Origin of the sequence: Hydrogenophaga sp. (assembly GCF_030373245.1) — a bacterium.
Classification (GTDB): Bacteria; Pseudomonadota; Gammaproteobacteria; order Burkholderiales; family Burkholderiaceae_C; genus Hydrogenophaga.
Window position 1 is genome coordinate 1 of sequence record NZ_JAUCZF010000010.1, and the last position, 24,646, is coordinate 24,646.

Sequence of the window (24,646 nt, forward strand, 5' to 3'; positions counted from 1 at the left end):
GCTCGGTGCGCGCGCTCAGGTCCTGGTTGCCCGAGGCAATCTCGGCGCTGGCTGTACTGATGTTGTCGGTGGCCTGGCGGATCTGGCTCATCATCTCCACGAAGCGCTGGCGCATGGCCTCCACTTCGGACACCAGCGTGCCAATCTCGTCTTGACGACCTGCGCGAAACGGCTGTGACAGATCACCCTGGGCCACCGTGGTCACGGCGGCGGTGAGTTCAGCCAGTGGACGGCTCACCTGGCGCCGGATCAACCCGTAAAGGCCCAGGCCGATCAGAACCGCGGCGAGGCCGAGCATCGCCCAGAAGGTCCGGATGGTGGCCCAGTGGCTGGCCATGGCTTCGTGATCAGACACATCGGCGACCACCCACCAGCCACCGTCCTCGGCCGAGCGCATGACGGTCCAGGGGTCGCCCATGCCAGGTGTGTAAAGCGGACTCAACTCGTTCACGGCGCCGCTAGGCAGCGTGCGCAGTTGGTCGAGCAGCGGCTCGGCCTGCGGGAACGCTTCGAGCACCTTCTTGCCCGACGCAGTGGGATGCGACACGAACACCGCTTCGGCATTGCTCTTGCGCGGGTCGATCACGTAGGTGCCCCCTGTATCGAAAAAGCGCGCTTCCTCCACCATGTTGAGCAGCGAGGTCTGGAAGTCGGTGATGTCGAAGCCGATGAAAAGAATGGCCACGACGGTGCCCGCGCTGTCGCGCACCGGCTCGTAGTGCGTCATGTAGGGCTTGCCGAAAAGTGCGGCCCGTCCGGTGTAGGAAAGGCCTTGCAGCATCAGCGCGTAAGCCGGGTGCTCGCGGACCAGCAAGGTCCCTATGGCGCGTTGCCCGTCCTGCTTCTTTAGCGAGGTGGTGATGCGCTCGAAGTCATCGCCCTTGCGCATGAACACCGTAGCCACGCCGCCGGTGGCCTGCTCGAAAGCGTCGACCTCGGTGAAGTTGGCGTTGAGCACCTGCTCACCATTCAGAAGCGATCCGGTGACACTGTCAAGCGAAAGCGTGGCTGCAAACTGAGCACGAAACGGCTTGTAGGCGCGCTCAGTTAGCTGGCGCGCGGCGGTGTCCATGGCGTCGACCGTGTCGGCGATGGACTGCACCTTGTCGCCTGTAATCTGGACCAGGCGATCGCGGGTCCGACTCTCGGCCACCACGGCGATCACCGCGCTCACGACGAGGAGCACGCTTGCCAGCATCCCCACGGACAACAACGTCAGGCGGCGCGCGACCGACTGGGATTTCAGAACAAACAAGCTCATGGCGAATCGGATAGTGGGTTTATTGCAGGCGGGCAGAGTGGTCCATCAGGCCCATGTCGGCGCTGCTCATGAGGGCCTCGATGTCCATCAGGATGAGCATGCGTTCGCCCACGCTGGCAATGCCGGTGATGAAACTGGTGTCCACCGTGGTGTTCATGTCGGGCGCGGGCTTGATCAGCTCCTGCCCGAGCGCGAGCACATCAGACACCGAGTCCACCACCGCACCCACCACACGACCGTGCACGTTGAGCACGATCACCACGGTGAAGCCGTTGTATTCCACCTTTTCGCAGTTGAGCTTGATGCGCAGGTCCACCACCGGCACGATCACCCCGCGCAGGTTCACCACGCCTTTGATGAAGCTGGGCGCATTCGCGATGCGGGTAGGCTCTTCGTAGGAGCGGATCTCCTGTACCCGCAGGATGTCGATGCCGTATTCCTCCGCGCCGAGGCGAAAGGTGAGGAATTCGGCGCTGGCACTTTGTGTGGCGGCGGCGCTGCGTGCACCATCCTGTTGGGCCAGCTGGCGGCCTGGGTTGAACGTGTCCATGGTGTCGAGTCCGGATAGAGAGTGAAGGGATGGATGTAAGGACTATCGACCGATAAGGCCTGCCCTGAAGAGCGGAGCAGCGAGAGAAAACGGTGGCATTCACCCACCGGTTGGCCCAATGGACTACCTAAGTTCGCAGCTTGGGGGCGGTGCGCGCAGTGCACAGCGACCAGGCATCACACAGCGACGGCTGGCGGCTGCCGATTGAGCCGGAAAACCGCCACGGCTTGCGCGCTGCGCTGGGCCAGGCTGCGAACTTCGCCGGGCACCACAGCAACGCCCCGTCCCCGCTCGCTGGCGCCAGCGGCCTCCACGCCCGCATGGAGCGCGCGGATGTTGGTGCAGAGCGCTGTGCAGTCGATCACGCTCACGAAGTTGCTGACCTGATGGCTGCTGGCGTTGATGTGCTGCATGGATGCCACCACCTGCGCAACCACCTCGCCGCAAAGCCCCTTGCCGCGACGGAAGCCGTGGCTTCTTTCCGTGCCAAGGTTGGTTGCTCAGTGCACCTGCACAGGCCGTTGTGGCGCTGTGCGATCTGCGCACGCGCTGCTGTCTGCTGATCGGCGCTGTGGCGCAACCCACCCAATCGGCCAGCTTCCGACCCTCTTGTTGAACTCGTCTGCAGCGGCGACGAGCCGCTGCTGCTTGGTCACCTGGATCGCTCGTTCACCGACGACCCTGCGCCCTGTCGCCTGATGAAGACTGGGCCAGCCGGGTCTTTCTCTCGCAGGTTCCGGTTCGAAGCCCTTCGCCGCGCAGCTTCCTAGCGCGAGACGGTCCGAAAAATGGAGACCGATTCCACCAAATCATTGGCCTTGTTCTGAAGGCTGAGCGCAGCCGCTGCGCTCTCTTCAACCAGCGCCGCGTTTTGCTGCGTCACCTGATCCATCTGGTTCACCGCTGAACTGACTTGCCCAATACCGGTGCTTTGCTCGTGGCTGGCAGCGTTGATCTCGCTCATCAAGGCAGATACCCGCTGGATGGAGCCCACCACCTTGCTCATGGTGCCGCCTGCGCGATCCACCATGGCCATGCCCTGGTCCACATGGTTCGAGCTGGACGAAATCAGCGTCCTGATCTCTTTCGCCGATTCGGCACTGAGCTTGGCCAGATTGCGCACCTCGCTGGCCACCACGGCAAAGCCGCGGCCCTGCTCACCCGCGCGTGCCGCTTCCACCGCCGCGTTGAGCGCCAGGATGTTGGTCTGGAAGGCAATGCCATCAATCACGCCGATGATGTCGCTGATCTTCTTGCTGCTGTCGCCGATGATCTTCATGGTCTCCACCACTTGCGCCACCGCATCGCCCCCTTCCCGGGCCAGTGCGTTGGCGTCCTCGGCCAGGCGACTGGCCTGCGAGACGCTCTCGGCGTTGTGTTGCACGGTGGAGCCGATTTCTTCCATGGACGCGGCCGCTTCTTCAAGGGCGCTGGCCTGTTCTTCGGTACGCTGGCTCAGGTCCTGGTTGCCCTGGGCGATCTGGGCGCTGGCTGCGGCCACGCCCTCGGCATTCTCGCGCACCCCCGCCACGATCGCCTGAAGCTGAGCACTCATGCGCTTCATGGCCGCCATCACGCTCTGGTGCCGTTCGTCCACCCCACTGAAATCGCGGCTGAGGTCTCCTTGGGCCACCGCCTCGGCGGCGTCGCGCACTTCATGCGGTTCGGCACCCAGGGCCTGGGTCAGTCGTGCAATCACCCACCAAGCCACGCCCGCGCCCATGGCGATCGCCAGCAAGGTCAGCGCAGCGATGGCGATGATGACCTCCTTGATGGCCAAGACGCTCTGGTCATAGGTCTCCTTGGACACATCCAGCTGCACCTGAATCAGGCCCGCCACCACCTCCTGCAGCGGATCGAGCACCGGATACATCGCGTCGCTCGTGAATTGGCGCAAGCCATCGGAGTCGCCCGCCTTGAGCAGCTCCTCCAGCCGTTCGACCGCATCGTCCGCCGGACCGCTGAGCGTCAAGAAGGTGTCGATCAAGGCCTTTTCCTTGGGCACCAGCTCGGTGGCGGTGTAGGCGTTCCATTCGTCGGCGATGCCGCTCTTGGCCTTGGCCACTTCGGCCAGGGCCTGTTGCATCGTGAACGTGCCAGCGACGGCCTTGTGCGCGGCGTCAACGATGTTGACCGCATACAGATCCGCCACCTTCTTGAGCTGGGCCAGCGGGACGATGCGATCTTTGTAAAGCGCCTGCATGTCACGGCTTTGCTGCCGGGTGGCCAGAGCCCCCACGGTGCCGATCGCCACCAGCATGGCAACGAAGACCGAGCACAAGAGAACCAGCTGGGTGCGAACCCGCATTGGGATTTTTTTCATATATTTCTCCGCTTCCAATCTCTGTAACAAAAGGGGGTTGGTCGCCTGCTGCCCGTGTCTGGAACGAAGCGGCTCGACCCCTACTGCAGTCGATCCGGTACGGTTTCCATCAGGCCCATGTCGGCGCTGCACATGAGCGCTTCGATGTCCATCAGGATGAGCATGCGTTCGCCCACGCTGGCAATGCCGGTGATGAAACTGGTGTCCACCGTGGTGTTCATGTCGGGCGCGGGCTTGATCAGCTCCTGCCCGAGCGCGAGCACATCAGACACCGAGTCCACCACCGCACCCACCACACGACCGTGCACGTTGAGCACGATCACCACGGTGAAGCCGTTGTATTCCACCTTTTCGCAGTTGAGCTTGATGCGCAGGTCCACCACCGGCACGATCACCCCGCGCAGGTTCACCACGCCTTTGATGAAGCTGGGCGCATTCGCGATGCGGGTAGGCTCTTCGTAGGAGCGGATCTCCTGTACCCGCAGGATGTCGATGCCGTATTCCTCCGCGCCGAGGCGAAAGGTGAGGAATTCGGCGGCAAGCGCCTTCCGGGCTGCATCGCCGCGGGCGCTGTCGGAGTGGGCCAGCTGGCCGGTGTGTTGGGTGTTCATGGGGGAGTCGGGTGATAAGTCGAGGGTGATCAGAAGCTTTCCCAGTCGTCGCTGACACCACCTGCCGTGGCCGTGGCCGGCGCGGCCTTGGTCGGAGCAACAGGCTTGTTGGCCACCTGCTTGGTGGGGGGCTTGCTGGCCTGTCTGGCGGCTGGTGGGGTCACAGGCGCGGCACGTGGCGCTGACGTCTGCGTCGCGGCAGCGGGCGCGGAGGCAGAAGCACCACCCGGCAGGCGGAACACACTGACGGCTTGCACCAGTTGTTGTGCCTGGGTCTGCAGACTCGAGGCAGCGGCGGCGCTTTCCTCGACCAGCGCGGCGTTTTGCTGCGTGGTCTGGTCCATGCTGCTCACCGCTTCGCTGACCTGGTTGACCCCTGCGTTCTGCTCCTGGCTGGCGCTGCTGATCTCGCCCACGATGTCGGTCACGCGCTGGATCGACTGCACGATCTCCTGCATGGTGGAGCCGGCCTGGTCCACCAGCACGGTGCCTTGCTCCACGCGTTCCACGCTGGCACTGATCAGGCCCTTGATCTCCTTGGCGGCCTCTGCGCTGCGCTGGGCCAGGCTGCGCACCTCACCGGCCACCACCGCAAAACCCCGGCCCTGTTCACCGGCGCGGGCGGCTTCCACCGCCGCGTTGAGCGCCAGGATGTTGGTCTGGAACGCGATGCCGTCGATGGTGCCAATGATGTCGCTGATCTTTTTGCTGCTGTCGTTGATGTCTTTCATGGTCTGCACCACCCGGCTCACCACGTCGCCGCCCTGCACCGCCACGCTGCTGGCGCTGGCGGCCAGCTGGCTGGCTTGACGGGCGTTGTCGGCGTTCTGGCTGGCGGTCGAGCCCATCTCTTCCATGGACGCGCTGGTTTCCTCCAGCGCGCTGGCCTGCCGTTCGGTGCGGGACGACAGATCGTTGTTGCCCTGCGCAATCTGCACGCTGGCAATGGCCACGCTGTCGGCGCCCTGTCGCACGTTGCTCACGACACGGGTCAACGCGCTTTGCATGTCTTGCAGGGTGGCCAGCAGCGGCGTGAATTCATCGCGGCTGTCGTCCACCACCGTCACGGTCAGGTCCCCGTCGCGCACCCGCTCGGCCACGGCCTGCGACACGGCCACGCGGCGGCTCAACAAGCGACCGACATACCAGGAGAAGCCGCCCAGCAACAGCGTGATCAGTACCACCGAGCCCACCAGGAGATTGGCCGTGGTGTCGACATTGGCGTCGATCTGTTCGATGTCTCTGTCCAGACCCGTTTTCTGGATGTCGTGGCCATCAGACAGGCCTTGAAGCAGGCGGTTGCGCGCCGGTATGGTGACGTCCACCAGGAAGGCAAATGCCTCTTCTTTCCTGCCCTCCTTGATCAGATTGATGTTGTCCCCGCCCACCTTCCAGAATTCGGTCAGCAGCGGCGGCAAGGTCTTGAAGTGTTCTTTGGCCTCAGGCGTGAACAGGCGTTTTTCGTAGACGGCCAAAGCCTCGTCTATCTGCTTTTGCTTGTCGCTGATGTACTGGAAGGTGTCGTTGAGCTCCTGTTCGTTGCGCGCCAGGATCGCGTGACGAATCTGCAGAGAGACCCGGGTGACATTGATTTCCAGCTCGGAAGTCGCCTCCAGCTGGGGCACCCGCACGGACTTGGTGAAGTCCGCTTTGTCTCTGACGCTGGATAGGCTGATGTGGGCAAAGGCCGCCAACCCGGCCAGGGCCAGGGTGATGAAGGCGCTGACGGCGTAGAGCCGCCTGGCGATGCCGAAGGAAAGTCCGGATTGCATGTTCGTGGTCCTGAAACGGTCTGAGAAAACCCTCGATCCACGGCCTGAGCCAGAACTCGAGAGAAACACACACCTCCCAGGCCAGCATGGCCACACGGTTCTTGTGGTGTCCTTTGAACTATCGGACAACATGCGGAGAACTGAAGTCGCAAAAAAGAAGGCTTTCCGCCTTCAATTGCATGGGGGACTCAGTCCGTACCCGCCAGCAGGGTGCGGCAACCCGGCCCATGCCTGGAGCTCAGAACAGGCTGCCGACATTGAGCAGCGTGAGCAGCCCCAGCACGGCAAATATCAGTGCAGAGACGCCATGCACCAGCGTCATCGAGACCTTTTTTGCGATCTGGTCACCCAGGTAAACGGCCGGCACGTTGGCCAGCATCATGCCCAGGGTGGTGCCAGCCACCACGGCCACGAAAGCGTCGTAGCGAGCGGCCAGGGCCACCGTGGCGATCTGGGTCTTGTCACCCATCTCCGCCAGGAAAAAAGCCACCACCGTGGTGCCGAACACCCCCAGGCGCAGGCCTTTGGCGTCGGTTTCGCCTTCGTCGATCTTGTCCGGGATCAGCATCCACACCGCCATGGCGAGGAACGACACACCAATGATCCAGCGCAGCCACACCGGGCCGAGGGCATCGGCCACCCATTGGCCCACCGCCCCCGCCAGCGCGTGATTGGCCAGCGTGGCGACCAGGATGCCCAGCACGATGGGGACGGGTTTGCGAAAGCGCGCGGCCAGCAGCATGGCCAGCAGCTGCGTCTTGTCGCCCATTTCACCGAGCGCGACGACGCCGGTGGAGACCAAAAATGCTTCCAAGATGCTTTCCTCAGGGCCAGACCAATGAAATGACCACAACGCATCCCCGGCGCGACCGGAGGCGTTGTGGTCACAGGTCTTGCCAGACTGGGTGTGGAACCAGATTGCCCGCGCCATGGCCGTGAGGGCCAAGTGTGTTGACGCGAGCCCCTGCAGGTTGCAGGGCGGCTACTCCCCCATGACGGGTGAGCGGCGATTCTAACGGCAGCACCCCTCAGCACCACCCAGCGCGAAAGCAGTCAGGCCAGCCGCCGGGCCGCTCCAAGGCAGGCCCAGCCCCCTCGCGAGGCAGCGACCCGCGCAGCGGAGCGTGGGGGTCGTGGAGAAAAAAGGGCCCGCCGCCGGGCCGCCCCAAGGCAGGCCCAGCCCCCTCGGGGGGCAGCGAACCGCGAAGCGGCGGAGCGTGGGGGTCCTTAGTTGCTGAATTTGAAAACAGCCGTGCTCGCCAGCAGGTTCGGCCAGCTGCGTACCTCCTGCCCTTCGTGCAGCCCGAAACTGTCGGTGATGGACAGACCGCAGCTGCGCGCCAGCACCTCGAAATCAGCGTGTGTGCCCACCCGAATATTGGGCGTGTCGTACCACTGGTAGGGAAGTCGTTTGGTCACCGGCATGCGGCCCAGAAGCACCGCCAGGCGGTTGGGCCAGTGGGCAAAGTTGGGGAAGGCCACCACACCGCTTCGGCCCACGCGTGCGGTTTCGCGCAGCATGGTCTCGGCATTGCGCAGATGCTGCAGGGTGTCGATCTGCAGCACGACGTCAAACGACTCGTCTTCGAACACCGCCAACCCATCTTCCAGATTGAGCTGCAACACGCTCACCCCGCGCTTCAGGCAGGCCAGCACCTTGGCGTCGTCGATCTCCACGCCGTAGCCGGTGCAGCCGCGGGCGGACTGCAGGTGAGCCATGAGCGCGCCGTCGCCACAGCCCAGGTCGAGCACGCGCGAGCCCGGCGGCACCAGGCGGGCAATCGATTCCAGTGCTTGCGACTCAGCCATGGGTCGCCTCCCCGCTGAGTGACGCGGCTACCGTGTGTTCGAAGTAGGCGCGCACCGCCTGGTGGTAGCGCGGGTCGTCGAGCAAGAAGGCGTCGTGACCATGCGGTGCGTCGATCTCGGCATAACTGACCTCGCGCCGGTTTTCCAGCAAGGCCTTGACGATCTCGCGGCTGCGCGCGGGGGAAAAGCGCCAGTCGGTGGTGAAGCTGATGAGCAGGAACTTGGCGGTGGCCCGCGCCAGCGCGGCGCTCAGGCTGCCGCCGTGCTCCCGTGCAGGGTCGAAGTAGTCGAGCGCACGGGTGATCAGCAGGTAGGTGTTGGCGTCGAAGTACTCGCTGAACTTGTCACCCTGGTAGCGCAGGTAGCTCTCGATCTGGAATTCGACCTCCTGGGTGGTGTAGCGGTACCCCAAGGCTACCCCGTCCTCAGCCCCCCCGCCGATGGGGGCCAGATCGGCCGGCTTGAGCTGACGCCCGAATTTCTCGTTCATCACATCATCGCTCAGGTAGGTGATGTGACCGATCATGCGGGCGATGCGCAGACCGCGGCGGGGCAGGGTGCCCTCGCGCAGGTAGTGGCCACCGTGGAAATCGGGGTCGGTGACGATGGCTCGGCGTGCCACCTCGTTGAACGCAATGTTCTCCGCCGTGAGGTTGGGGGCACTGGCCACCACCACCGCGTGGCTCACGCGATCCGGGTACTGGAGCGTCCAGCTGAGGGTCTGCATGCCGCCCAGGCTGCCGCCAATCACCGCGGCCAAGTTCTGAATTCCCATGGCATCGAGCAACCGGGCCTGGGCGTTGACCCAGTCTTCAACCGTCACCACCGGGAAATCGGCGCCCCAGGGCTGGCCGGTGGCGGGATTGGTGTGGGTGGGTCCCGTGGAGCCGAAGCAGGAGCCCAGGTTGTTGACCGCAATGACAAAGAAGCGGTCCGTGTCCACCGGTTTGCCGGGCCCGATCAGGTTGTCCCACCACCCCTCGCTTCGCGGCACTGGCTGGCCCGATGCGTCGGCGTGAAGGCCGGCCACATGGTGTGAGGCGTTCAAGGCGTGGCAGACCAGCACCGCATTGGAGCGCTGTGTGTTGAGCTGACCGTAGGTCTCGACCACCAGCTCGTAAGCCGACAGCACCGCTCCGCTCTGCAGCGGCAACGGCTCGGAAAAACGGTGCGTCTGGGGCACGACGATCAAGTGCATTCACCTCGGGCCGAGCTAAGCCCAAAAACAAAAATCCCGGTGCCGCAGGGTGCGAGACCGGGAGTCCCCCCTTTAGCGGAATTTGTAGAGCGCCCGCAATCCGGACAAATCGGCGCTGGTTCCCAGTATAAAAGGAAGCGAACTGGACCCAATGTCACTCGGTGTTTGAAATGTCACCGACATAGGCTTTTTCCGGCGTTTGATCGACCCCTCAGATCAGATAATCGCTGGAAAATGCCTTCCGCCCTTCGAAGCCTATTCGTCGTTGCCCTTTGGGTCAGCCTCATGGGTTCCCCGCTGGTTCAGGCGCAGACCTGTGCCATGCCAGGGCGCGATGCCACCGCAAGCACCAGCGGCACAGTCAATACCTATTACGCGCCCGCCAATGGCACGTTCAACGCCAGCAGCGTCAGCATTGGCCTGGGCAGCTCGCGCGGATCCGCCGTCGCTCTGGCACCAGGCGACCTGGTGGTGGTGATGCAAATGCAATGCGCCAACCTCAACACCAGCAACACCGCCAACTACGGTGCGGGCGACGGCACCGGGCGCGGCTACACCGAGCCCGGCGGCTGCCAGGCCGGGCGCTACGAATACGTGCGCGCCGGCGCCGCGACCACCAACACCCTGCTGGACCTGGGCGGTTCGCCGCTGGGCGCCACCTACATCCAGGACGCCAGCAGCGCCACCAACCGGCGCAGCTTCCAGGTGATCCGCGTGCCGCAGCACGCTGCCCTCACCCTGAGCGGCGCCGTCACCGCCCCCTACTGGAATGGCGAGACCGGCGGCGTGGTGATGCTCGACGTGGCGGGCGCGCTCAACTGGAACGGCCAGACCATCGACCTGAACGGGCGCGGCTTTCGCGGCGCTGCGGCGATTTTCTGGGACAACGGCACCGGCACCGACACCGACGTCCCGCCGGACCATGTGGCCACACTCGCCAGCAACCAGCACGCCGTCAAGGGCGAAGGCATCGCGGGCACGCCCCGTTGGGTGTTGAACCAGGAAAGCGCGGTTCGGCTGGACAACGGCGCAGGCTGGGGTGGCTATGCCGACGGTGACCAGGGGCGTGGCGCCCCAGGCAATGCCGGCGGTGGCGGCGACAACCGCGACGGCGGGCGCGACAACGGCGGTGGCGGCGGCGGTGGCAATGGCGGAGTGGGCGGCTACGGGGCTTACGGCTGGAAAGGCGATGGCTGGGGCGGCGTGTTTGTCGATGGCGTTGACTTTGACCTGCGCGGCATCGGCGGCGGCGCCTTCGCATCGGCCGCACCGAACCGCGTGGTCATGGGCGGCGGCGGCGGCGCCGGGGGCAGCAACAACGACGGCCCAGACCCCGTCAACTCCAGCGGCGGTGCCGGCGGCGGCATCGCGATCGTGCGCGCCGGCAGCATGGCGGGCAGCGGCACGGTCAACGCCAATGGAGCCAGCGGTCGGACGCAACCCACAAACGACGGCGCTGGCGGTGGCGGTGCAGGCGGTTCGGTGGTGCTCATGAGCGTGGGCGGCGGCCTGGGCGCCGTCACGGTCCTTGTGCAAGGAGGCTCTGGAGGGGACTCTTTTCTGGGGGGAGACACTGCCCATGCCGGCGGCGGCGGCGGTGCCGGGGGCGTGGTCATCCGCTCCGGCGCGGCCACGGTGAACAGCAGCGGCGCCACCAACGGCCTCACCAACACCGGCGATGCGCCGGTGGGCGGCGCTTCCCATGGCGCCACGGCGGGGGCTGGCGGCAGCAACACCGCGCCGGCCGACAGCAGTTTCGGCACCCGCCCCAGCGCCCAGTGCCTGCCGCAGCTGACGGTGACCAAGTCCACCCTCACACCCACGGTCAGCACCGCCAGCGCGACCTCGGTCAGCTACACCCTGGTGGTCAGCAACAGCGGCGGCTCAGCCATCGGCGCCGATCTGGTGGACAACACCCTGCCCCCGGGCTGGACCTTCTCGCAGACCAGCGGCCTGGCGTTCGCGCCCGCGCTCTCGGGCAGCACCTGGGGGGGGTTCGTCGAGAGCGGCACACCCGGCCAGCCCGCCGTGGCGGGCAGCCCCGGCAGCGCGGCCAATCTGGTGGTGAACGGCGCCCCCGCAGCCGCGCCGGTCTGGTCCCAGCTCACCATCCCCGGCATCACCGGCGGCACACCCGGCGTGGTCACGCTCAGCTTCGTGGTCAGCGTGCCGGCCAGCGCGCCGGTGGGCTGTTTCCACAACCCGGCCGGCGTGAAATACCTCGACCCCACCCGCAGCACCGCCGGGCGCGAGATCGCCCCCGCCACGAACAACAGCGCCAACCGGGCCGGCGCCCTGGTCGGCGGCACCTCCAACAACACCTACGAAACCGATCCCGGCAGCGGCACAGCCGTGGGCGGCAGCCAGCACTCGGGCCTGGTTGCCGGACCAGCCAGCGACGACGTCTGCCTACAAGGTGATCTGTCGATCACCAAATCCGCACCGGCCAGCGTGGCCGCAGGCCAGACCATGACCTACACCCTCACGCCCCGCAACAACGGCCGAGCAATCCGCGACCTGACCTACGCAGCCGACCAAGCCACCGATGCCGCCAATGCCATCCCCGGCACCCGGGTGCTGGTCAATGGCGTGCTTCGCATCACCGACACGCTCCCCGCCGGCGTCGTCCTCAGCGGCGCCGTCGCTTCCAACGAATGGAACTGCGGCCTAAGCGGCCAAACGCTGACCTGTGACAGCACCGGCCCGCTGCCGATCGCTGCCACCACCAACCTGAATGCGATCACGGGCACCGTGCGCATTTCCAACAGTGCTTGTGCCGGCCCCATCATCAACTCGGCCACAGTTGCAGGCTTCCAGGCCCCTTACGCGGAAAGCACGACTGCCAACAACACCGCTACCGCGACCACCACCCTGGACTGCAACGCCGCCCTTACGGTCACCAAGACCAACGGGACCACAACGGTCACGGCAGGCACCACCAGCACCTACCTCGTCACCTTCGCCAACAGCGGACCCTCCAGTGCGGACGGGGCCGTCGTCTTCGACCAGCCTGGCGCCGGGCTGAGCAGTTGCACGGCCACGGGCTGCAGCGCGACGGGTGGCAGCCCGGTGCTGGCCGCCTGTCCAGCCAGCCCGTCCAGCCTGCTGGAGCCAGGCGGCGCCAGCATCCCCAGCTTTCCGACCTCAAGCAGCGTCACATTCACTGTGCAATGCGTGGTCAGCGCCAGCGGGACCTGAGTTCGCCCGGGCGTGCGACGTTGTTGCGTCCGCACCTCATCGGTCCGCAGGCCGCCCAGGCCACAAAAATACTCCCTTTTTCTGCATGATTGAGCGCATAATCAATTGGCGAGCGTTTCAAATGCTCGCATGACAAGTGATCGGCTGGTTTCGCGTGCTACAGGTTTGTTTGCTAACGGGGCTCCATCGCTATTTTTCTCAGTGTTATTAGGAGTCCCAACCATGGGCAACAAACTGTACGTGGGCAACCTGCCCTACACCGTGCGCGACGAAGATCTGCAGCAGTCTTTCAGCGAATATGGCTCTGTCAGCAGCGCCAAAGTCATGATGGAGCGCGACACCGGCCGCTCCAAAGGCTTCGGTTTCGTCGAAATGGGCAGCGATGCTGAAGCCCAGGCAGCCATCGAAGGCATGAACGGCCAGTCTCTGGGCGGTCGCAGCCTGGTGGTCAACGAAGCGCGTCCGATGGAAGCGCGTCCTCCCCGCACCGGCGGCTTCGGCGGCCCACGTGGTGGTGGCGGCGGCGGTGGCTTCGGTGGTGGCGGTGGCGGCGACGGCGGTTTCCGCAGCCCCTACGGTGGTGGCGGCGGCGGTGGCCGTCGTGAAGGTGGTGGCGGTGGCGGTGGCCGCGGCGGCTACTGATCGACGCACCTCAACCGGCTCTGCCGGTTGACACGCGAAAGCCCCTTGGCTCACGCCTCGGGGCTTTTTTGTTGCTCGCAAGCGGTTTGGCAGACGCTCAGTACTTTTCCGGACGCAAGACCTCGACGTCGGCGAAAAACAGCGTCAGGCTGTAATGCGGCGCGTAGGTGGCAAGCACGTGTTGCGCCATGGCCTCGGCGACTTCGGGCGTGCAGATCAGCTTGAGCTCAATGCTTCGGTCGGCTTCCCAGAGCGATTCGCGCGTGGACAGGCGGCTGCCGCCGCGAACGTCGTGCACCGTATAGCCATGCGCGCCCAGGCGCAGGCTGTCGGCCACCAGGCGCTTCTCCAGCGCGGCCTCGGTGATGATGACCAGCAGGGTGCGAGGGTGTTTTTCCATGGCTTTTATTGCCCTTGCAGCCAGCGCGCCATCTCAAGATAGAGCGGGACGCCCAGCACGATGTTGAACGGGAAGGTGATGCCCAGCGCCGCCGTGATGGACAGCGCGGCATTGGCTTCGGGCACCGCCATGCGCATGGCGGTGGGTGCGGCGATATAACTGGCGCTGGCCGCCAGTGTCGCCAAAATCGCGATGCCGCCGGTGGACAGTCCCAGCGCCAGCCCGGTGAGCGCGCCGCCCAGCGCGAGCACCGGCGGGATCAGCAGTGCGAAGCCAACCAGGCGCACGCCGTAGCGCTTGAGTTCACCCAGGCGCCCGCCGGCCACCAGCCCCAGCTCCAGCAGGAACAGCGCCAGCACACCCTTGAACGGCGCAGTGAAGACCGGCGCGATCGGCGCGGTGCCGGCCTCGCCCATGACGGCGCCGATCAGCAGCCCACCGGCCAGCAGCAGGACCGACTTGCCGAGAAACACGTCGTGCGCCAACTCACCCCAGGCAACACGCGGCGCGGGTCTGCCTTCTGTACCCGAGACACCGAGACGCGCGAGCAGGATGCCAGCGATGATGCCGGGCGCTTCCATGATGGCCACCCAAAGGGCGGCGTGTGACTCGGCCGGTTCGCCCTGCGCCACCAGGTAGGCGCTGGCCACCGCGAAGGTCACCACGCTGACCGAGCCGTAGTGTGCCGCCAGCGAAGCCGCATCGACCCGCGACAGGCCCAGCAGGCGCAGCAAGGGCGTGAGCACAAATGGAATGGCAAAGCCCAGGGCCATGCAGGCCAGCATTTGCGGCAGCAAGTCCATCATGGGCTGTTTGCTGAGCTCGATGCCGCCTTTCAGACCGATGGCCAGCAGCAGGTAGATCGACAGCGTTTCGTACAGCGCCTCAGGCAGGCGCAGGTCGCTTTTGACCAGACGCGCAAAAAGGCCAAGCAGGAAAAACAGAACAACGACGTCAATCATGGAAGGGCGATGATTTCAATGGCCAGCCGGCGGTGGTGTCGACTGGCGCGGCTTGCGCGCACGGCCCACCAGCAGCCGGTCGAACCAGGCGTTGGGCAACACCCGCAGCAGCTTGACGACCACACCCATTTGCCAGGGAATCACGCGGTAGCTGGTCTGGGCTCGGATGGCGTCGAAGGCGCGCGCAGCAAAGGCCTCGGCGCTCAGCAGAAACGGCATGCTGTATCGGTTCTTGCGAGTCAGCGGCGTGTCGACATAACCGGGCAGCAGGGTCACCACCGCCACGCCCGAGCCGCGCAGCTCGCCACGCAGGCTTTCGCAATACGCCACCACCGCCGCCTTGCTGGCGCAATAAGCGCCATGGCCGGGCAGGCCGCGGATGGCGGCAACGCTGGCGATGCCCACCAGCGCGCCGCTGCCGCGCTCGCGCATGGCGGACACAAAGGGGTGGAAGGTAGCAGCCAGGCCGGTGTTGTTGATGGCCAGCGTGCGCGCCATCACGTCGAGATCTTCCCGCTCGGCCGTGTCCATGCCAATGCTCACGCCCGCGTTGGCAATCACCACAGCGGGCACGCCCTGAGCCGCGATGCAAGCCTGACCGGCGGTGACGATGCTGTCGATATCAGCCACGTCGGCGCCGTACACCGCGCAGCGATCCGCGCCCAGGCCCTGCGCGTCGGCCCAGGTCTGCATTTCGGCCGTGCGCCGCGCAACCAGAGCGAGGCGATAGCCCGCCTGGGCGTACCGGGCGGCCAGCGCCTGGCCGATGCCGCTGGAAGCGCCGGTGATGAAGACCAAGGGATTCTGAGAGGAGGTCATTGGGGTCGAGATCATCGGAGAGGCATTCAGCGCCCCGAGAGCTGCACCTTCACGCGGCCGCGCAACAAGGCCAGGTTGTCATCGGCGCGGTAATCGAGCGTGTCGCCCTGCAGACGGTCTTTGCCCCGCAGCAGCGTGACGGGGCGCTCCGACACCAGGCGCTGCGGATCGGTGTAGACGCGCAGCAGCTCGCCGCGAAACTCCAGCCGCGGCACGGTGCTGCCATCCGCGGCACGGCCGGCTTCCCGAACCACCACCGCGTCGCCTTCGAGCACAAACTCGGTTTGCGCGGCATTGCTGAGCACGCGCTGGGCGGTGGCGGTGGTGAGCAGGCCGTCTTCGCCGATCGATCGGATGCGCGCATCGTCGATTTCCAGGGTTTCGCTGTCGGGGCGGTGTCGGGCCTCGCTGCCGAACACCTCGTTTTTCAGGTTGCCGCTGGGGTCGAACACCTTGACCGAAAAACGGCGCATGAAGTAGTCGGGCTCACTGGTCACGGCCGCCGGGACCACCGCTTCAGGCACGCCGGGCGTTGCACGCAGCAACCAGTAGGAAGCCAGCGCCAGCAAACCCATGAGCAGCACCGGCAGGTAGATGCTGAGCCGATCCACCAGGCGGTCGGGCCGCCAGCGGCTGCGGCGTTTGCCCGCCGGCAGGCTCGGAGGTGCGGGCAGGGCGGTGCTCACTTCGCAGCCGCCTCCAGCTCGGTCGCGTAGCGACCACACGCAACCAGCAAAAGGTCGCACAGGTCGCGCACAGCGCCGGCACCCGCCGCGTGCGGCGTCACCCAGTGCGCCAGTGCCAGCACCTCGGCATGAGCGCCGGGCGGCGCACAGAGCAAAGCGGCCCGGCGCAGCATGGGCAGATCGGGCCAGTCGTCGCCCATGGCCGCGGCGGCCGACCAGTCCAGGCCCAGCTCGGCCAGGATGGATTCGGCGGCAGGGCGCTTGTCTTCCGTTCCGAGGCGAACGCGCGACACACCCAGCGCGGCCAGGCGCACGCGCAGCGCCGCCGAGTCGCGACCGCTGACCACCGCAGGCGTGATGCCTGCGCGCTGCAGCAGCTTCAAACCATGACCGTCCAGCGTGTGGAAGCGCTTCGTGGTTTCGCCCGACTCGGTGAAATACAGGCCGCCATCGGTCAGCACACCGTCCACATCGAAGAACACCACGCGCACCGGCTGTGCCCGCAGCAGCAGCTCAGGATCGAAGTTCAACGTGGGGCGCAGCGGCGGCAGATCGAAAGACATAGGGCAATGCTAACCGGGGAGTACAAAAGCCACGAGCGAGGTGACTCCATCCGAGGGCGCCGCGGGACTGGCTTTGCCAGGCCGCCAGCGCCGTCCCCCTGGGGGCAAGCCACGCAGCGGCGCAGGGGGGTTAGATGACCTTGGCCCGCATCAAGTCGTTGCTGTTGAGCGCCCCCACGAGCTGCCCCGCCTCATCGACCACCAGCACACTGGTGATGCGGTTGGCTTCCATCAGGTCGGCCGCTTCGACCGCCAGCGCCTCGGCGCGCACGGTGCGCGGGTTGGCGTGCATCACATCGCGCGCACTCAGGGTGCGCAGGTCGGCACTGCTGCCGGTTTTTTCGATCAGGCGGCGCAGATCACCGTCGGTGAAGATGCCCAGCACCTGACCCACGTCGTCCACCACCGCGCTCATGCCCAGCCCTTTGGCGCTGATCTCACGCATGAGGCTCATCAGGTCGGCGCCCTGCGGCACACGAGGCACCGCGTCACCGCTGCGCATGACATCGCCTACGTGGGTGAGCAGCTTGCGCCCGAGTGCGCCACCGGGATGCGAACGCGCGAAGTCGTCAGCGCGAAAGCCGCGCGCGTCCAGCAGGGCGACAGCCAGTGCGTCGCCCATGGCGAGTTGCGCCGTGGTGCTGGCAGTGGGGGCGAGATTGTGCGGGCAGGCCTCTTTGGCGACCGACGCGTCAAGCACCACATCGGCATGGCGGCCCAGGGTGGAATCGGCGCGACCGGTGAGCGCAATCAGCGGCACACCCATGCGCTTGATCAGCGGCAACAGGGTGGTGAGTTCCTCGCTCTCGCCGCTGTTGCTGATGCCGAGCACCACGTCGGCTGGCGTGATCATGCCGAGGTCGCCATGGCTGGCCTCGGCTGGGTGCACAAACATGGCTGGGCTGCCGGTAGAGGCCAGGGTGGCCGCAATCTTGCGCCCGACGTGGCCACTCTTGCCCATGCCCATCACCACCACCCGACCCGCGCTGTCGAGCACCAGGCTCACCGCCTGGGCAAAGCGTTCGTCGAGTCGGCTCGCCATGTCGTTCACCGCCTGGGCCTCGATGCGCAGCGTGTCAACCGCCAGGCTCAGGGCGCGAGAGGGGTCAAAGGCGGGCGTCGGGGGCATGTCCGGATTATCACCGGCGCACCTCAACGCTGCCGCAGTCTGGCTCGGGCGTGTGGGCACAAAACATGCAGCTACCATCCAGACATGAGCTCGCTCGACATCACCTTGCTGTACCTGCTCGCCGCCGTGGTGGGTGTGGTGGTGTGCCGGCAATTCAAACTGCCGCCCATGCTGGGCTATCTGGTGGTTGGCGTGGTGATCGGGCCCAATGCGCTGGCACTGGCGCAGAACTCCAGCGGCGTGCGCTACCTGGCCGAATTCGGCGTGGTGTTCCTGATGTTCGTGATCGGGCTGGAGTTCAGCCTGCCCAAGCTGCGCACCATGAAACGCCATGTGTTCGGCCTGGGCCTGTCTCAGGTGGTGCTCACCGTGCTGATCACCACCGCGGCCTCGCTCCTGATGGCGCTGGTGCTGCCCACCTGGTGGAACGTGTCCTGGCAGATCGCGCTGGCGCTGGGCGGCGTGATGGCCATGAGCAGCACCGCCATCGTGATCAAGCTGCTGGCCGAGCGGCTGGAGCTGGAGAGCGAACACGGCAAGCGGGTGGTGGGCATTCTGCTGTTTCAGGATCTGGCCGTGGTGCCGCTGCTGGTGCTCATCCCGGCACTGGGCGCAGCGCCCGAAGACTTGTTGCCCGCGCTGGGTCTGGCCTTGCTCAAGGCGGTGGTGCTGCTGGGCGTGCTGCTCACCGGTGGCCAGAAGGTGATGCGCTGGTGGCTCACCCTGGTGGCGCGGCGCAAGAGCGACGAGCTGTTCATGCTCAACCTGCTGCTGATCACGCTGGGCCTGGCCTGGCTCACCGAGCACGCCGGCCTGTCGCTGGCGCTGGGCGCGTTCGTGGCCGGCATGCTGATCTCGGAGACCGAATACAAGCACCAGGTGGAGACCGACATTCGCCCGTTCCACGACGTGCTGCTGGGCCTGTTCTTCATCACCATCGGCATGATGCTGGACTGGCGGCTGGTGATCGAGCGCTGGCCGCTGGTGCTGCTGCTGCTATCGCTCTCGCTGGCGTTCAAGCTGGCCCTCATCACCAGCCTCACACGCGCCTTCGGCGCGCCCATGGGCGTGTCGTTGCGCGTGGGTCTTTACTTGGCGCAGGCGGGCGAGTTCGGTCTGGTGCTGCTGACGCTGGCCGGGCAGAACAACCTGGTGCCACCGGCGCTGTTCAACCCCATCCTGGCTTCCATGGTGATGTCGATGCTGGCCACGCCGTTTGTGATCCTTTACGCCAACGCCATCGTCAGCCGGCTGGTGGGCAGCGACTGGCTGATGCAATCGGTGCAGATGACGAGCATCGCGCGCAAAGCCATGAATGCCGACCACCACGTCATCATCTGCGGCTATGGCCGGTGTGGCCAAAACTTGGCGCGGCTGCTGGAAACCGAAGGCATTCCCTACATGGCGCTCGACCTCGATCCGGACCGGGTGCGACAAGCCGCGGCCGCCGGGCATTCGGTGGTGTTTGGCGATGCGGCTCGGCTCCAGGCGCTGATGGCCGCCGGCCTGCACCGCGCCAGCGCGGTCGTGATCACCTACCTGGACACCGCCAGTGCGCTGAAGGTGCTGCATCACACCCAGGAACAGGCGGTGAACGTGCCGGTGGTGGTGCGCACTGTGGACGATGTGGACCTGGACAAGCTGCGCGCAGCCGGCGCCACCGAGGTCGTGCCTGAGGCCATCGAAGCCAGTCTGATGCTCGCCAGCCACGCGCTGGCGCTGGTGGGCGTGCCCATGCGGCGCGTGATCCGGGTGGTACAGGAACAGCGCGACGCGCGCTACAGCCTGCTCAAGGGCTACTTCCACGGCGCCGACGACGACAGCGTGGATGAACTCGACAACGAGCGCATGGCCACCGTCACGCTGCCGCCTGCCAGCCGCACCGTGGGCAAGACGCTGGAGAGTCTGGCGCTGGAGGCGGTGGGTGTGCGCCTGGTCAGCCTGCGCCGGGCCAACGGCAAGCCAACTGCGTTTGATGACGACACAGTGTGCGCCGGTGGCGACACCCTGGTGCTCAGCGGGAAGGCGCCCGCGCTGTCGCTGGCAGAAGCCAAGTTGCTGGGCGGCTGAATTGGCATCGGGGAAACACACGCTTTTGCCCATCGCGGAATTGTGGTTTTTAAGATCGCCAGGTATGAGTTGTGACCGAGCGGTATGTAATCCACCTCCTCAACCACTTCCGGAAGGTACTTATGCAGCATCGTCGCCACTTTCTCGCCACCGGCATGGCCGGTGCAGCCGCCCTCACCTTCAGCTCGGTGTGGTCGCAGAGCACGCCCAACCTGGGCGCCCCTTCGATGCCGGCCACCGGATTCAAGCGCATGAAGCTGGGCGCCATGGAGATCATTGCGCTGCACGACGGAGCCCTGCGCCGCCCGCTGGGTGAAGAGTTCGTGCGCAACGCGCCGCTGGAACAGGTGAAGTCGCTGCTGGCCTCGCAAAACCTGCCCACCGAGTACGTGGATATCCCCTTCACCGCCTTCCTGGTGATCAGCGGAAACACCAAGTTCCTGATCGATACCGGCTTTGCCGACAACGGCCCGCCCACGACCGGGAAGTTGCGCGCCAACCTGGCCGCCGCCGGTTACAAGCCGGAGGACATCAATCACGTCATCCTCAGCCATTACCATGGCGACCACATCAACGGCGTGCGAGCCAAAGACGGCTCGCTCGTCTATCCCAACGCCAAGATCCATGTGCCGGCACCGGAACACGCGTTCTGGATGGACGACGCCCGCATGGAAGCCGCGCCACCGGCGATGAAAGGTGCGTTCCAGAACGTGCGCCGCGTGCTGAGCAGTCTGCCGGCGGACAAGCTGGTGCAGTTCCAGCCTGGTGCCGAACTGGCGCCCGGCATCATGTCCTCGGCAGCGTTTGGCCACACGCCGGGCATGGCGGTGTTCACGGTCACCTCCGAAGGCCAGAGCTTCATGTACGTGGCCGACGTGACCAACATTCCCTCGCTGTTCGCCCGCAGCCCTGAGTGGGCGGTGCAGTTCGACATGGACGCGGAAATGGCGCGCCAGACGCGCCGCCGCATCTTCGACCAGGTGGTCAAAGACAACATGGTCGCCGGCGGTTTCCACTTCCCCTTCCCGGCGTTCGGCAAACTGGAAGCCGCCGGCAAGGGCTACCAGTTCGTCCCGGTCGCCTGAGCCCAGCCCGGCCCAGGATGCGGTGGAACCGGCTCCGCCGGACCACTCGCATCGCCCCCTGGGGGAGGTGGCGCTGAAGGGGGCGAGGGCGTGTCTTCATAATGCACGCCATGGACACCTCCGCCTACCTCAAGCAACACATCCGCACCGTACCGGACTGGCCTGCGCCCGGTGTGCAGTTCCGCGACATCACGCCGCTGCTGCAAAACCCCCAGGTGTTCCGGGTGCTGATCGATGCCTTTGTGCACCGCTACATGGACCCGGCGCTGCGGCCCACCGTGGTCGCCGGCCTGGATGCACGAGGCTTCATCATCGGATCGGTACTGGCCTACGAGCTGGCGGTCGGATTCGTGCCGATCCGAAAGAAGGGCAAGCTGCCGTTCACCACGGTGGCTGAAACCTATGAGCTGGAGTACGGCAGCGCCACGGTGGAATTGCACACCGACGCAGTCAAGTCAGGCGACAGGGTGGTGTTGATCGACGACCTGATCGCCACCGGCGGCACCATGATGGCCGGTCGCAAATTGCTGGAGAAACTGGGTGCCGAGGTGATCGAAGGCGCAGCGATTGTCGACCTGCCCGAACTCGGCGGATCGTCCAAACTGCGCGCCTCAGGCCTGAAGCTGCACACCCTGGTGGACTTCGCGGGCCACTGAAGCGATCAAGGCGCAGTCAGGAGCTCGGTTCCTACAGCTTGCCGTATTGCGTTTCGCTGAGGGCAGAGAAATCGCTGTGCGATTCGGGTGTGGGGCCCATCAGGTCTTCGGTACTCGGCGGGCCGCCCCGCAGGGGCGTGGCGCCAGCGGCCAGCGCTTCACGGAACGCCGCCACCTCGTTCTCATCCACCGCTTGCACGCGGCCAGTCAATGACGACATGGGCGGCGCAGGAATAGCGGTGAGGCTTTCTGCAGGAGCGACGCGCTGGGTCTGGGCAGCGACCGCGGCACGCAACGCCAGCCCGCGCTGGTCGTGCACCGCCTTGCGGCGCCAGTAAACCGACGGAATGGTCATGCCATGGCGGGACTGTGCGCTGTTCTGCACCCAACGCTCAATTTCCAGCAGGTACTCGTCGGGCATCACGTCGGTCGGCAACGCCAGGTCGATCAGGACCAGAAAGCTGTCGCCGTTGGCATCCAGCGTCAGCACCTTGAATTCGTAGCTGGTCGACAGCACGCCGCCGCGGATCATGGACTCGCGCACCACCGAAAACAGCTGTTCGCGGCGCAGGATGCGGCGGCCACGGCGAGGCGAGATCAGGGGCAGCGTGGTCTGTCCAAACGACTTGCGCAGGCGGGGCTTGCCGTTGCGCATCGGCTGGGACTTCTTCGCCTGGAGCCAGTTCATCAATGACATGGGAGCAGTGTGCGTGTGCAAAACACCGAGATGGCGGGGAAAAGGCGAAGAAAACCACGGCTGATCGGCGATACGCCGATGTCGCCCGAGGCTTCAGGTGACGGCGACGCGCTTGGGTTTGTTGTACATGCGACGCGCCAGCACCGCGGACATCGATATCGTGAGCTCCAGCGCGATGTCGGCGTGGCGGCCGGAGAGCTCGCGAAAGCGCAACGGCGTGAGGCACCACAGGCGGCAGTCGCTGCCGGCGTTGACGGTGGCGCTGCGCGGCAGATGGCTGAAAAAAGCGCCTTCGCCGAGCAGAGAGCCGGCGCCGACCATGGCGATACGGATGCGTTCACGGTCGTCTTCAAAGTGCACCGTGAGGCTGCCGCTTTCCACGAAGTAGACGGTGCGGTCCTTCACCCCTTGCTCGATCAGCACCTGACCCTGCTGCAGGCTGACCGGCTGGAGGAAGTCGGCCAGTGAGCGCCACTGGGTGTCGCTGAGGTTCATGGGCACGGCATCAAGCGCGCTGCTCATGCGCATGGCTTGCGCAAGGTTCAGGATGTCAAAGCGCACAGGGGTGAGCGATGGAGCGTTCATCCGAGCAAGTTGAACCCGGCTGACGCGCTCGCGCAAGCTGCTTTTACGGCTGCTTACAGTTGCGCTCCCGGCGGTGCGTGACCGCTCACCAACGGTGGCCAGCAGCTCACTTGCCGATGCAAAAACGCGAAAAGATCTCGCCCAGCAGGTCGTCGGCGCTGAATTCGCCGGTGATTTCACCCAACGCCTGCTGAGCCAGGCGCAGTTCCTCGGCCAACAGATCCAGATGCTCGGCCCTGTCTGCCAGCAGCTCGGCGGCGCTCGCCAGGTGGTTGTCGACGCGCCTCAGCGCCTGCAGGTGGCGCTCACGCGCCATGAACAGGCCATCGCCCGCCTGTTGCCAACCCGCCACGGCGAGCAGGCGTTCGCGCAGGCTTTGCAGGCCTTCGCCCAGCTTGGCGGAAACGGCCAGCTCACCAGCCTGAAGTCGCGGCGCCAGCACCGCACGCGCTGGCGCCGCACACTGGTCCAACTTGTTCCACACCTGCAGCACGGTCACACCGGGGGGCAAGCTCGCGGCAATGGCAGCGTCGTCTGCCTGGTAGACCGGTTCGTCGCAGCGGGTCAGGTCATGCAGGAACAGCACCGCGTCGGCCTGGCCAATCTGACCCCAGGCCCGCTCGATGCCGATGCGCTCGACCTCGTCCACATCGGCGCCGTCGCGCAGGCCGGCGGTATCGATCACGTGCAGCGGCACGCCTTCGATCTGGATGGTCTGCTGCACCACGTCGCGCGTGGTGCCTGCGATCGGCGTCACGATGGCCAGTTCGGCGCCGGCCAGGGCATTGAGCAGCGAGCTTTTGCCTGCGTTGGGCTGACCAGCGATCACCACCTTCAGGCCATCTCGCAGCAAAGCGCCCTGGCGCGCCTGTGCGCGCACTTCCGTGAGCGTGGCCTGTAGCCGCTGCAGCTGCCCGCTGGCATCGGCTTTCTGCAAAAAATCGATCTCTTCTTCAGGAAAGTCCAGCGTGGCTTCAACCAGCATGCGCAAGCGAATCAACGCCTCGCGCAGGTCGCGCACCCGCTCGGAGAACACGCCAGCCAGCGAACGGCTGGCACTGCGCGCGGCCGCTTCGGTGCTGGCATCGATCAGGTCGGCCACCGCCTCGGCTTGGGCCAGGTCGAGCTTGTCGTTGAGGAAGGCACGCTCGGTGAACTCGCCCGCACGCGCCAGACGCAAACCGGGCAGCAGCGCCTGGCCATCGGCACCCGGCGTCTGCGCCAGCGACAGGCAGCGCGCGAGCAGCAACTGCAGCACCACCGGCCCGCCATGGCCTTGCAGCTCCAGCACGTCTTCACCGGTATAGGAATGGGGGCCGGGAAACCACAGTGCCAGGCCATGGTCAATGGCCTCGCCATCGGCATCTCGCAAGGGCAGGTAAGTGGCTTCGCGAGGCCGCAAGTCGCGTCCGAGCAGCGCCGACACCAGCGGCGAAAGCCCTTTGCCCGAAACCCGCACAATGCCCACCGCGCCGCGCCCGGGGGCGGTAGCGACAGCCAGAATCGGGTCGTGATGCTGTGAAAGCGAGGACAAGAAAGCTCCGAAAAACCAGCCGGAGCGAGTGCCCACAACCCAGGGCGCCGCGGAACCGGCTTAGCCGGGCCGCCAGCGCCGCCCCCTGGGGGTGAC

Annotated in this window: 22 protein-coding genes, 1 pseudogene and 1 riboswitch; of the genes and pseudogenes, 5 read left to right on the forward strand and 18 right to left on the reverse strand. The window is 65.8% G+C overall.

The window, feature by feature from the left end; translation table 11 throughout:
- From QUV25_RS18085 to QUV25_RS18125, 9 genes and pseudogenes are all read right to left on the reverse strand, one after another.
- A partial coding sequence (locus tag QUV25_RS18085; RefSeq protein ID WP_300866105.1) for a methyl-accepting chemotaxis protein occupies nt 1-1,261 on the reverse strand: 1,261 nt, incomplete at its 3' end.
- A 19-nt stretch (nt 1,262-1,280) separates the two neighbouring features.
- Nucleotides 1,281-1,811: a chemotaxis protein CheW gene (locus QUV25_RS18090; protein WP_300866108.1), complete on the reverse strand. Its 531-nt coding sequence runs from the start codon at nt 1,809-1,811 to the stop codon at nt 1,281-1,283.
- 224 nt (nt 1,812-2,035) lie between these two features.
- Nucleotides 2,036-2,254, reverse strand: a pseudogene (locus QUV25_RS18095) (methyl-accepting chemotaxis protein); the annotation flags it as partial.
- Nucleotides 2,255-2,577: 323 nt separating this feature from the next.
- A complete protein-coding gene (locus QUV25_RS18100; RefSeq protein ID WP_300866110.1) occupies nt 2,578-4,134 on the reverse strand; it encodes a methyl-accepting chemotaxis protein in 1,557 nt (518 codons plus the stop codon).
- A gap of 80 nt (nt 4,135-4,214) precedes the next feature.
- Nucleotides 4,215-4,745 carry a chemotaxis protein CheW gene (locus QUV25_RS18105; protein ID WP_300866112.1) on the reverse strand — a complete coding sequence of 177 codons (531 nt, stop codon included), beginning with the start codon at nt 4,743-4,745 and terminating at the stop codon, nt 4,215-4,217.
- Nucleotides 4,746-4,774: 29 nt separating this feature from the next.
- Complete coding sequence (locus tag QUV25_RS18110) at nt 4,775-6,517, reverse strand: methyl-accepting chemotaxis protein (RefSeq protein ID WP_300866115.1); 1,743 nt, start codon at nt 6,515-6,517, stop codon at nt 4,775-4,777.
- Between the two features lie 238 nt (nt 6,518-6,755).
- The gene (locus QUV25_RS18115) at nt 6,756-7,331 is read right to left on the reverse strand and encodes a TMEM165/GDT1 family protein (RefSeq protein WP_300866116.1); all 576 of its coding nucleotides are present in this window, start codon (nt 7,329-7,331) and stop codon (nt 6,756-6,758) included.
- Between the two features lie 12 nt (nt 7,332-7,343).
- A riboswitch (yybP-ykoY riboswitch) is annotated at nt 7,344-7,520 on the reverse strand.
- Between the two features lie 224 nt (nt 7,521-7,744).
- A complete protein-coding gene (gene metW, locus QUV25_RS18120; protein ID WP_300866118.1) occupies nt 7,745-8,326 on the reverse strand; it encodes a methionine biosynthesis protein MetW in 582 nt (193 codons plus the stop codon).
- Entirely contained in the window at nt 8,319-9,524 is a 1,206-nt protein-coding gene (locus tag QUV25_RS18125; protein ID WP_300866121.1) for a homoserine O-acetyltransferase, read from the reverse strand. The genes metW and QUV25_RS18125 overlap by 8 nt, the downstream gene beginning before the upstream one ends.
- Nucleotides 9,525-9,809: 285 nt before the next feature.
- On the opposite strand from QUV25_RS18125, the gene QUV25_RS18130 reads away from it, so the two are divergent.
- Complete coding sequence (locus QUV25_RS18130) at nt 9,810-12,722, forward strand: hypothetical protein (protein WP_300866122.1); 2,913 nt, start codon at nt 9,810-9,812, stop codon at nt 12,720-12,722.
- Nucleotides 12,723-12,944: 222 nt separating this feature from the next.
- Nucleotides 12,945-13,364: an RNA-binding protein gene (locus QUV25_RS18135; RefSeq protein WP_300866124.1), complete on the forward strand. Its 420-nt coding sequence runs from the start codon at nt 12,945-12,947 to the stop codon at nt 13,362-13,364.
- A 97-nt stretch (nt 13,365-13,461) separates the two neighbouring features.
- Here QUV25_RS18135 and QUV25_RS18140 read toward each other — a convergent pair whose 3' ends face one another.
- The 6 genes from QUV25_RS18140 to QUV25_RS18165 form a co-directional block, all read right to left on the reverse strand.
- On the reverse strand, nt 13,462-13,764 hold the full coding sequence (locus tag QUV25_RS18140) for a transcriptional regulator (RefSeq protein ID WP_300866126.1): 303 nt from the start codon (nt 13,762-13,764) through the stop codon (nt 13,462-13,464).
- A gap of 5 nt (nt 13,765-13,769) precedes the next feature.
- Nucleotides 13,770-14,726 (reverse strand): sodium-dependent bicarbonate transport family permease, encoded by a 957-nt coding sequence (locus QUV25_RS18145; RefSeq protein ID WP_300866129.1) that lies wholly within the window; start codon nt 14,724-14,726, stop codon nt 13,770-13,772.
- Between the two features lie 15 nt (nt 14,727-14,741).
- On the reverse strand, nt 14,742-15,545 hold the full coding sequence (locus QUV25_RS18150) for an SDR family oxidoreductase (RefSeq protein ID WP_300866131.1): 804 nt from the start codon (nt 15,543-15,545) through the stop codon (nt 14,742-14,744).
- A 26-nt stretch (nt 15,546-15,571) separates the two neighbouring features.
- Entirely contained in the window at nt 15,572-16,231 is a 660-nt protein-coding gene (gene lptC / locus QUV25_RS18155; RefSeq protein WP_300866132.1) for an LPS export ABC transporter periplasmic protein LptC, read from the reverse strand.
- Nucleotides 16,228-16,794 (reverse strand): HAD hydrolase family protein, encoded by a 567-nt coding sequence (locus QUV25_RS18160; RefSeq protein WP_300866134.1) that lies wholly within the window; start codon nt 16,792-16,794, stop codon nt 16,228-16,230. The genes lptC and QUV25_RS18160 overlap by 4 nt, the downstream gene beginning before the upstream one ends.
- Before the next feature lie 130 nt (nt 16,795-16,924).
- Nucleotides 16,925-17,923: a KpsF/GutQ family sugar-phosphate isomerase gene (locus QUV25_RS18165; protein WP_300866137.1), complete on the reverse strand. Its 999-nt coding sequence runs from the start codon at nt 17,921-17,923 to the stop codon at nt 16,925-16,927.
- Nucleotides 17,924-18,007: 84 nt separating this feature from the next.
- Here QUV25_RS18165 and QUV25_RS18170 point away from each other — a divergent pair, with 84 nt between their 5' ends.
- From QUV25_RS18170 to QUV25_RS18180, 3 genes are all read left to right on the forward strand, one after another.
- Nucleotides 18,008-19,993 (forward strand): cation:proton antiporter, encoded by a 1,986-nt coding sequence (locus tag QUV25_RS18170; protein WP_300866139.1) that lies wholly within the window; start codon nt 18,008-18,010, stop codon nt 19,991-19,993.
- A gap of 122 nt (nt 19,994-20,115) precedes the next feature.
- Nucleotides 20,116-21,078 carry an MBL fold metallo-hydrolase gene (locus QUV25_RS18175; RefSeq protein WP_300866142.1) on the forward strand — a complete coding sequence of 321 codons (963 nt, stop codon included), beginning with the start codon at nt 20,116-20,118 and terminating at the stop codon, nt 21,076-21,078.
- Between the two features lie 101 nt (nt 21,079-21,179).
- Nucleotides 21,180-21,734: an adenine phosphoribosyltransferase gene (locus QUV25_RS18180; protein WP_300866144.1), complete on the forward strand. Its 555-nt coding sequence runs from the start codon at nt 21,180-21,182 to the stop codon at nt 21,732-21,734.
- A 31-nt stretch (nt 21,735-21,765) separates the two neighbouring features.
- Here the strand turns inward: QUV25_RS18180 and QUV25_RS18185 are convergent, their stop codons facing one another.
- From QUV25_RS18185 to mnmE, 3 genes are all read right to left on the reverse strand, one after another.
- Nucleotides 21,766-22,431 carry a hypothetical protein gene (locus QUV25_RS18185; protein ID WP_300866147.1) on the reverse strand — a complete coding sequence of 222 codons (666 nt, stop codon included), beginning with the start codon at nt 22,429-22,431 and terminating at the stop codon, nt 21,766-21,768.
- A 93-nt stretch (nt 22,432-22,524) separates the two neighbouring features.
- Nucleotides 22,525-23,016: a Crp/Fnr family transcriptional regulator gene (locus QUV25_RS18190; protein ID WP_300866150.1), complete on the reverse strand. Its 492-nt coding sequence runs from the start codon at nt 23,014-23,016 to the stop codon at nt 22,525-22,527.
- A gap of 106 nt (nt 23,017-23,122) precedes the next feature.
- On the reverse strand, nt 23,123-24,550 hold the full coding sequence (gene mnmE / locus QUV25_RS18195; protein ID WP_300866152.1) for a tRNA uridine-5-carboxymethylaminomethyl(34) synthesis GTPase MnmE: 1,428 nt from the start codon (nt 24,548-24,550) through the stop codon (nt 23,123-23,125).
- Nucleotides 24,551-24,646: the final 96 nt, after the last annotated feature.

Excerpts from the sequence above, each read along its gene's own strand:
- QUV25_RS18090 (WP_300866108.1), bottom strand. The coding sequence starts at position 1,811 with ATGGACACGTTCAACCCAGGCCGCCAGCTGGCCCAACAGGATGGTGCA.
- QUV25_RS18100 (WP_300866110.1), bottom strand. The coding sequence starts at position 4,134 with ATGAAAAAAATCCCAATGCGGGTTCGCACCCAGCTGGTTCTCTTGTGC.
- QUV25_RS18105 (WP_300866112.1), bottom strand. The coding sequence starts at position 4,745 with ATGAACACCCAACACACCGGCCAGCTGGCCCACTCCGACAGCGCCCGC.
- QUV25_RS18110 (WP_300866115.1), bottom strand. The coding sequence starts at position 6,517 with ATGCAATCCGGACTTTCCTTCGGCATCGCCAGGCGGCTCTACGCCGTC.
- metW (WP_300866118.1), bottom strand. The coding sequence starts at position 8,326 with ATGGCTGAGTCGCAAGCACTGGAATCGATTGCCCGCCTGGTGCCGCCG.
- QUV25_RS18125 (WP_300866121.1), bottom strand. The coding sequence starts at position 9,524 with ATGCACTTGATCGTCGTGCCCCAGACGCACCGTTTTTCCGAGCCGTTG.
- QUV25_RS18130 (WP_300866122.1), top strand. The coding sequence starts at position 9,810 with ATGGGTTCCCCGCTGGTTCAGGCGCAGACCTGTGCCATGCCAGGGCGC.
- QUV25_RS18135 (WP_300866124.1), top strand. The coding sequence starts at position 12,945 with ATGGGCAACAAACTGTACGTGGGCAACCTGCCCTACACCGTGCGCGAC.
- QUV25_RS18140 (WP_300866126.1), bottom strand. The coding sequence starts at position 13,764 with ATGGAAAAACACCCTCGCACCCTGCTGGTCATCATCACCGAGGCCGCG.
- QUV25_RS18145 (WP_300866129.1), bottom strand. The coding sequence starts at position 14,726 with ATGATTGACGTCGTTGTTCTGTTTTTCCTGCTTGGCCTTTTTGCGCGT.
- QUV25_RS18150 (WP_300866131.1), bottom strand. The coding sequence starts at position 15,545 with ATGACCTCCTCTCAGAATCCCTTGGTCTTCATCACCGGCGCTTCCAGC.
- QUV25_RS18160 (WP_300866134.1), bottom strand. The coding sequence starts at position 16,794 with ATGTCTTTCGATCTGCCGCCGCTGCGCCCCACGTTGAACTTCGATCCT.
- QUV25_RS18165 (WP_300866137.1), bottom strand. The coding sequence starts at position 17,923 with ATGCCCCCGACGCCCGCCTTTGACCCCTCTCGCGCCCTGAGCCTGGCG.
- QUV25_RS18170 (WP_300866139.1), top strand. The coding sequence starts at position 18,008 with ATGAGCTCGCTCGACATCACCTTGCTGTACCTGCTCGCCGCCGTGGTG.
- QUV25_RS18175 (WP_300866142.1), top strand. The coding sequence starts at position 20,116 with ATGCAGCATCGTCGCCACTTTCTCGCCACCGGCATGGCCGGTGCAGCC.
- QUV25_RS18180 (WP_300866144.1), top strand. The coding sequence starts at position 21,180 with ATGCACGCCATGGACACCTCCGCCTACCTCAAGCAACACATCCGCACC.
- QUV25_RS18185 (WP_300866147.1), bottom strand. The coding sequence starts at position 22,431 with ATGTCATTGATGAACTGGCTCCAGGCGAAGAAGTCCCAGCCGATGCGC.
- QUV25_RS18190 (WP_300866150.1), bottom strand. The coding sequence starts at position 23,016 with ATGAACGCTCCATCGCTCACCCCTGTGCGCTTTGACATCCTGAACCTT.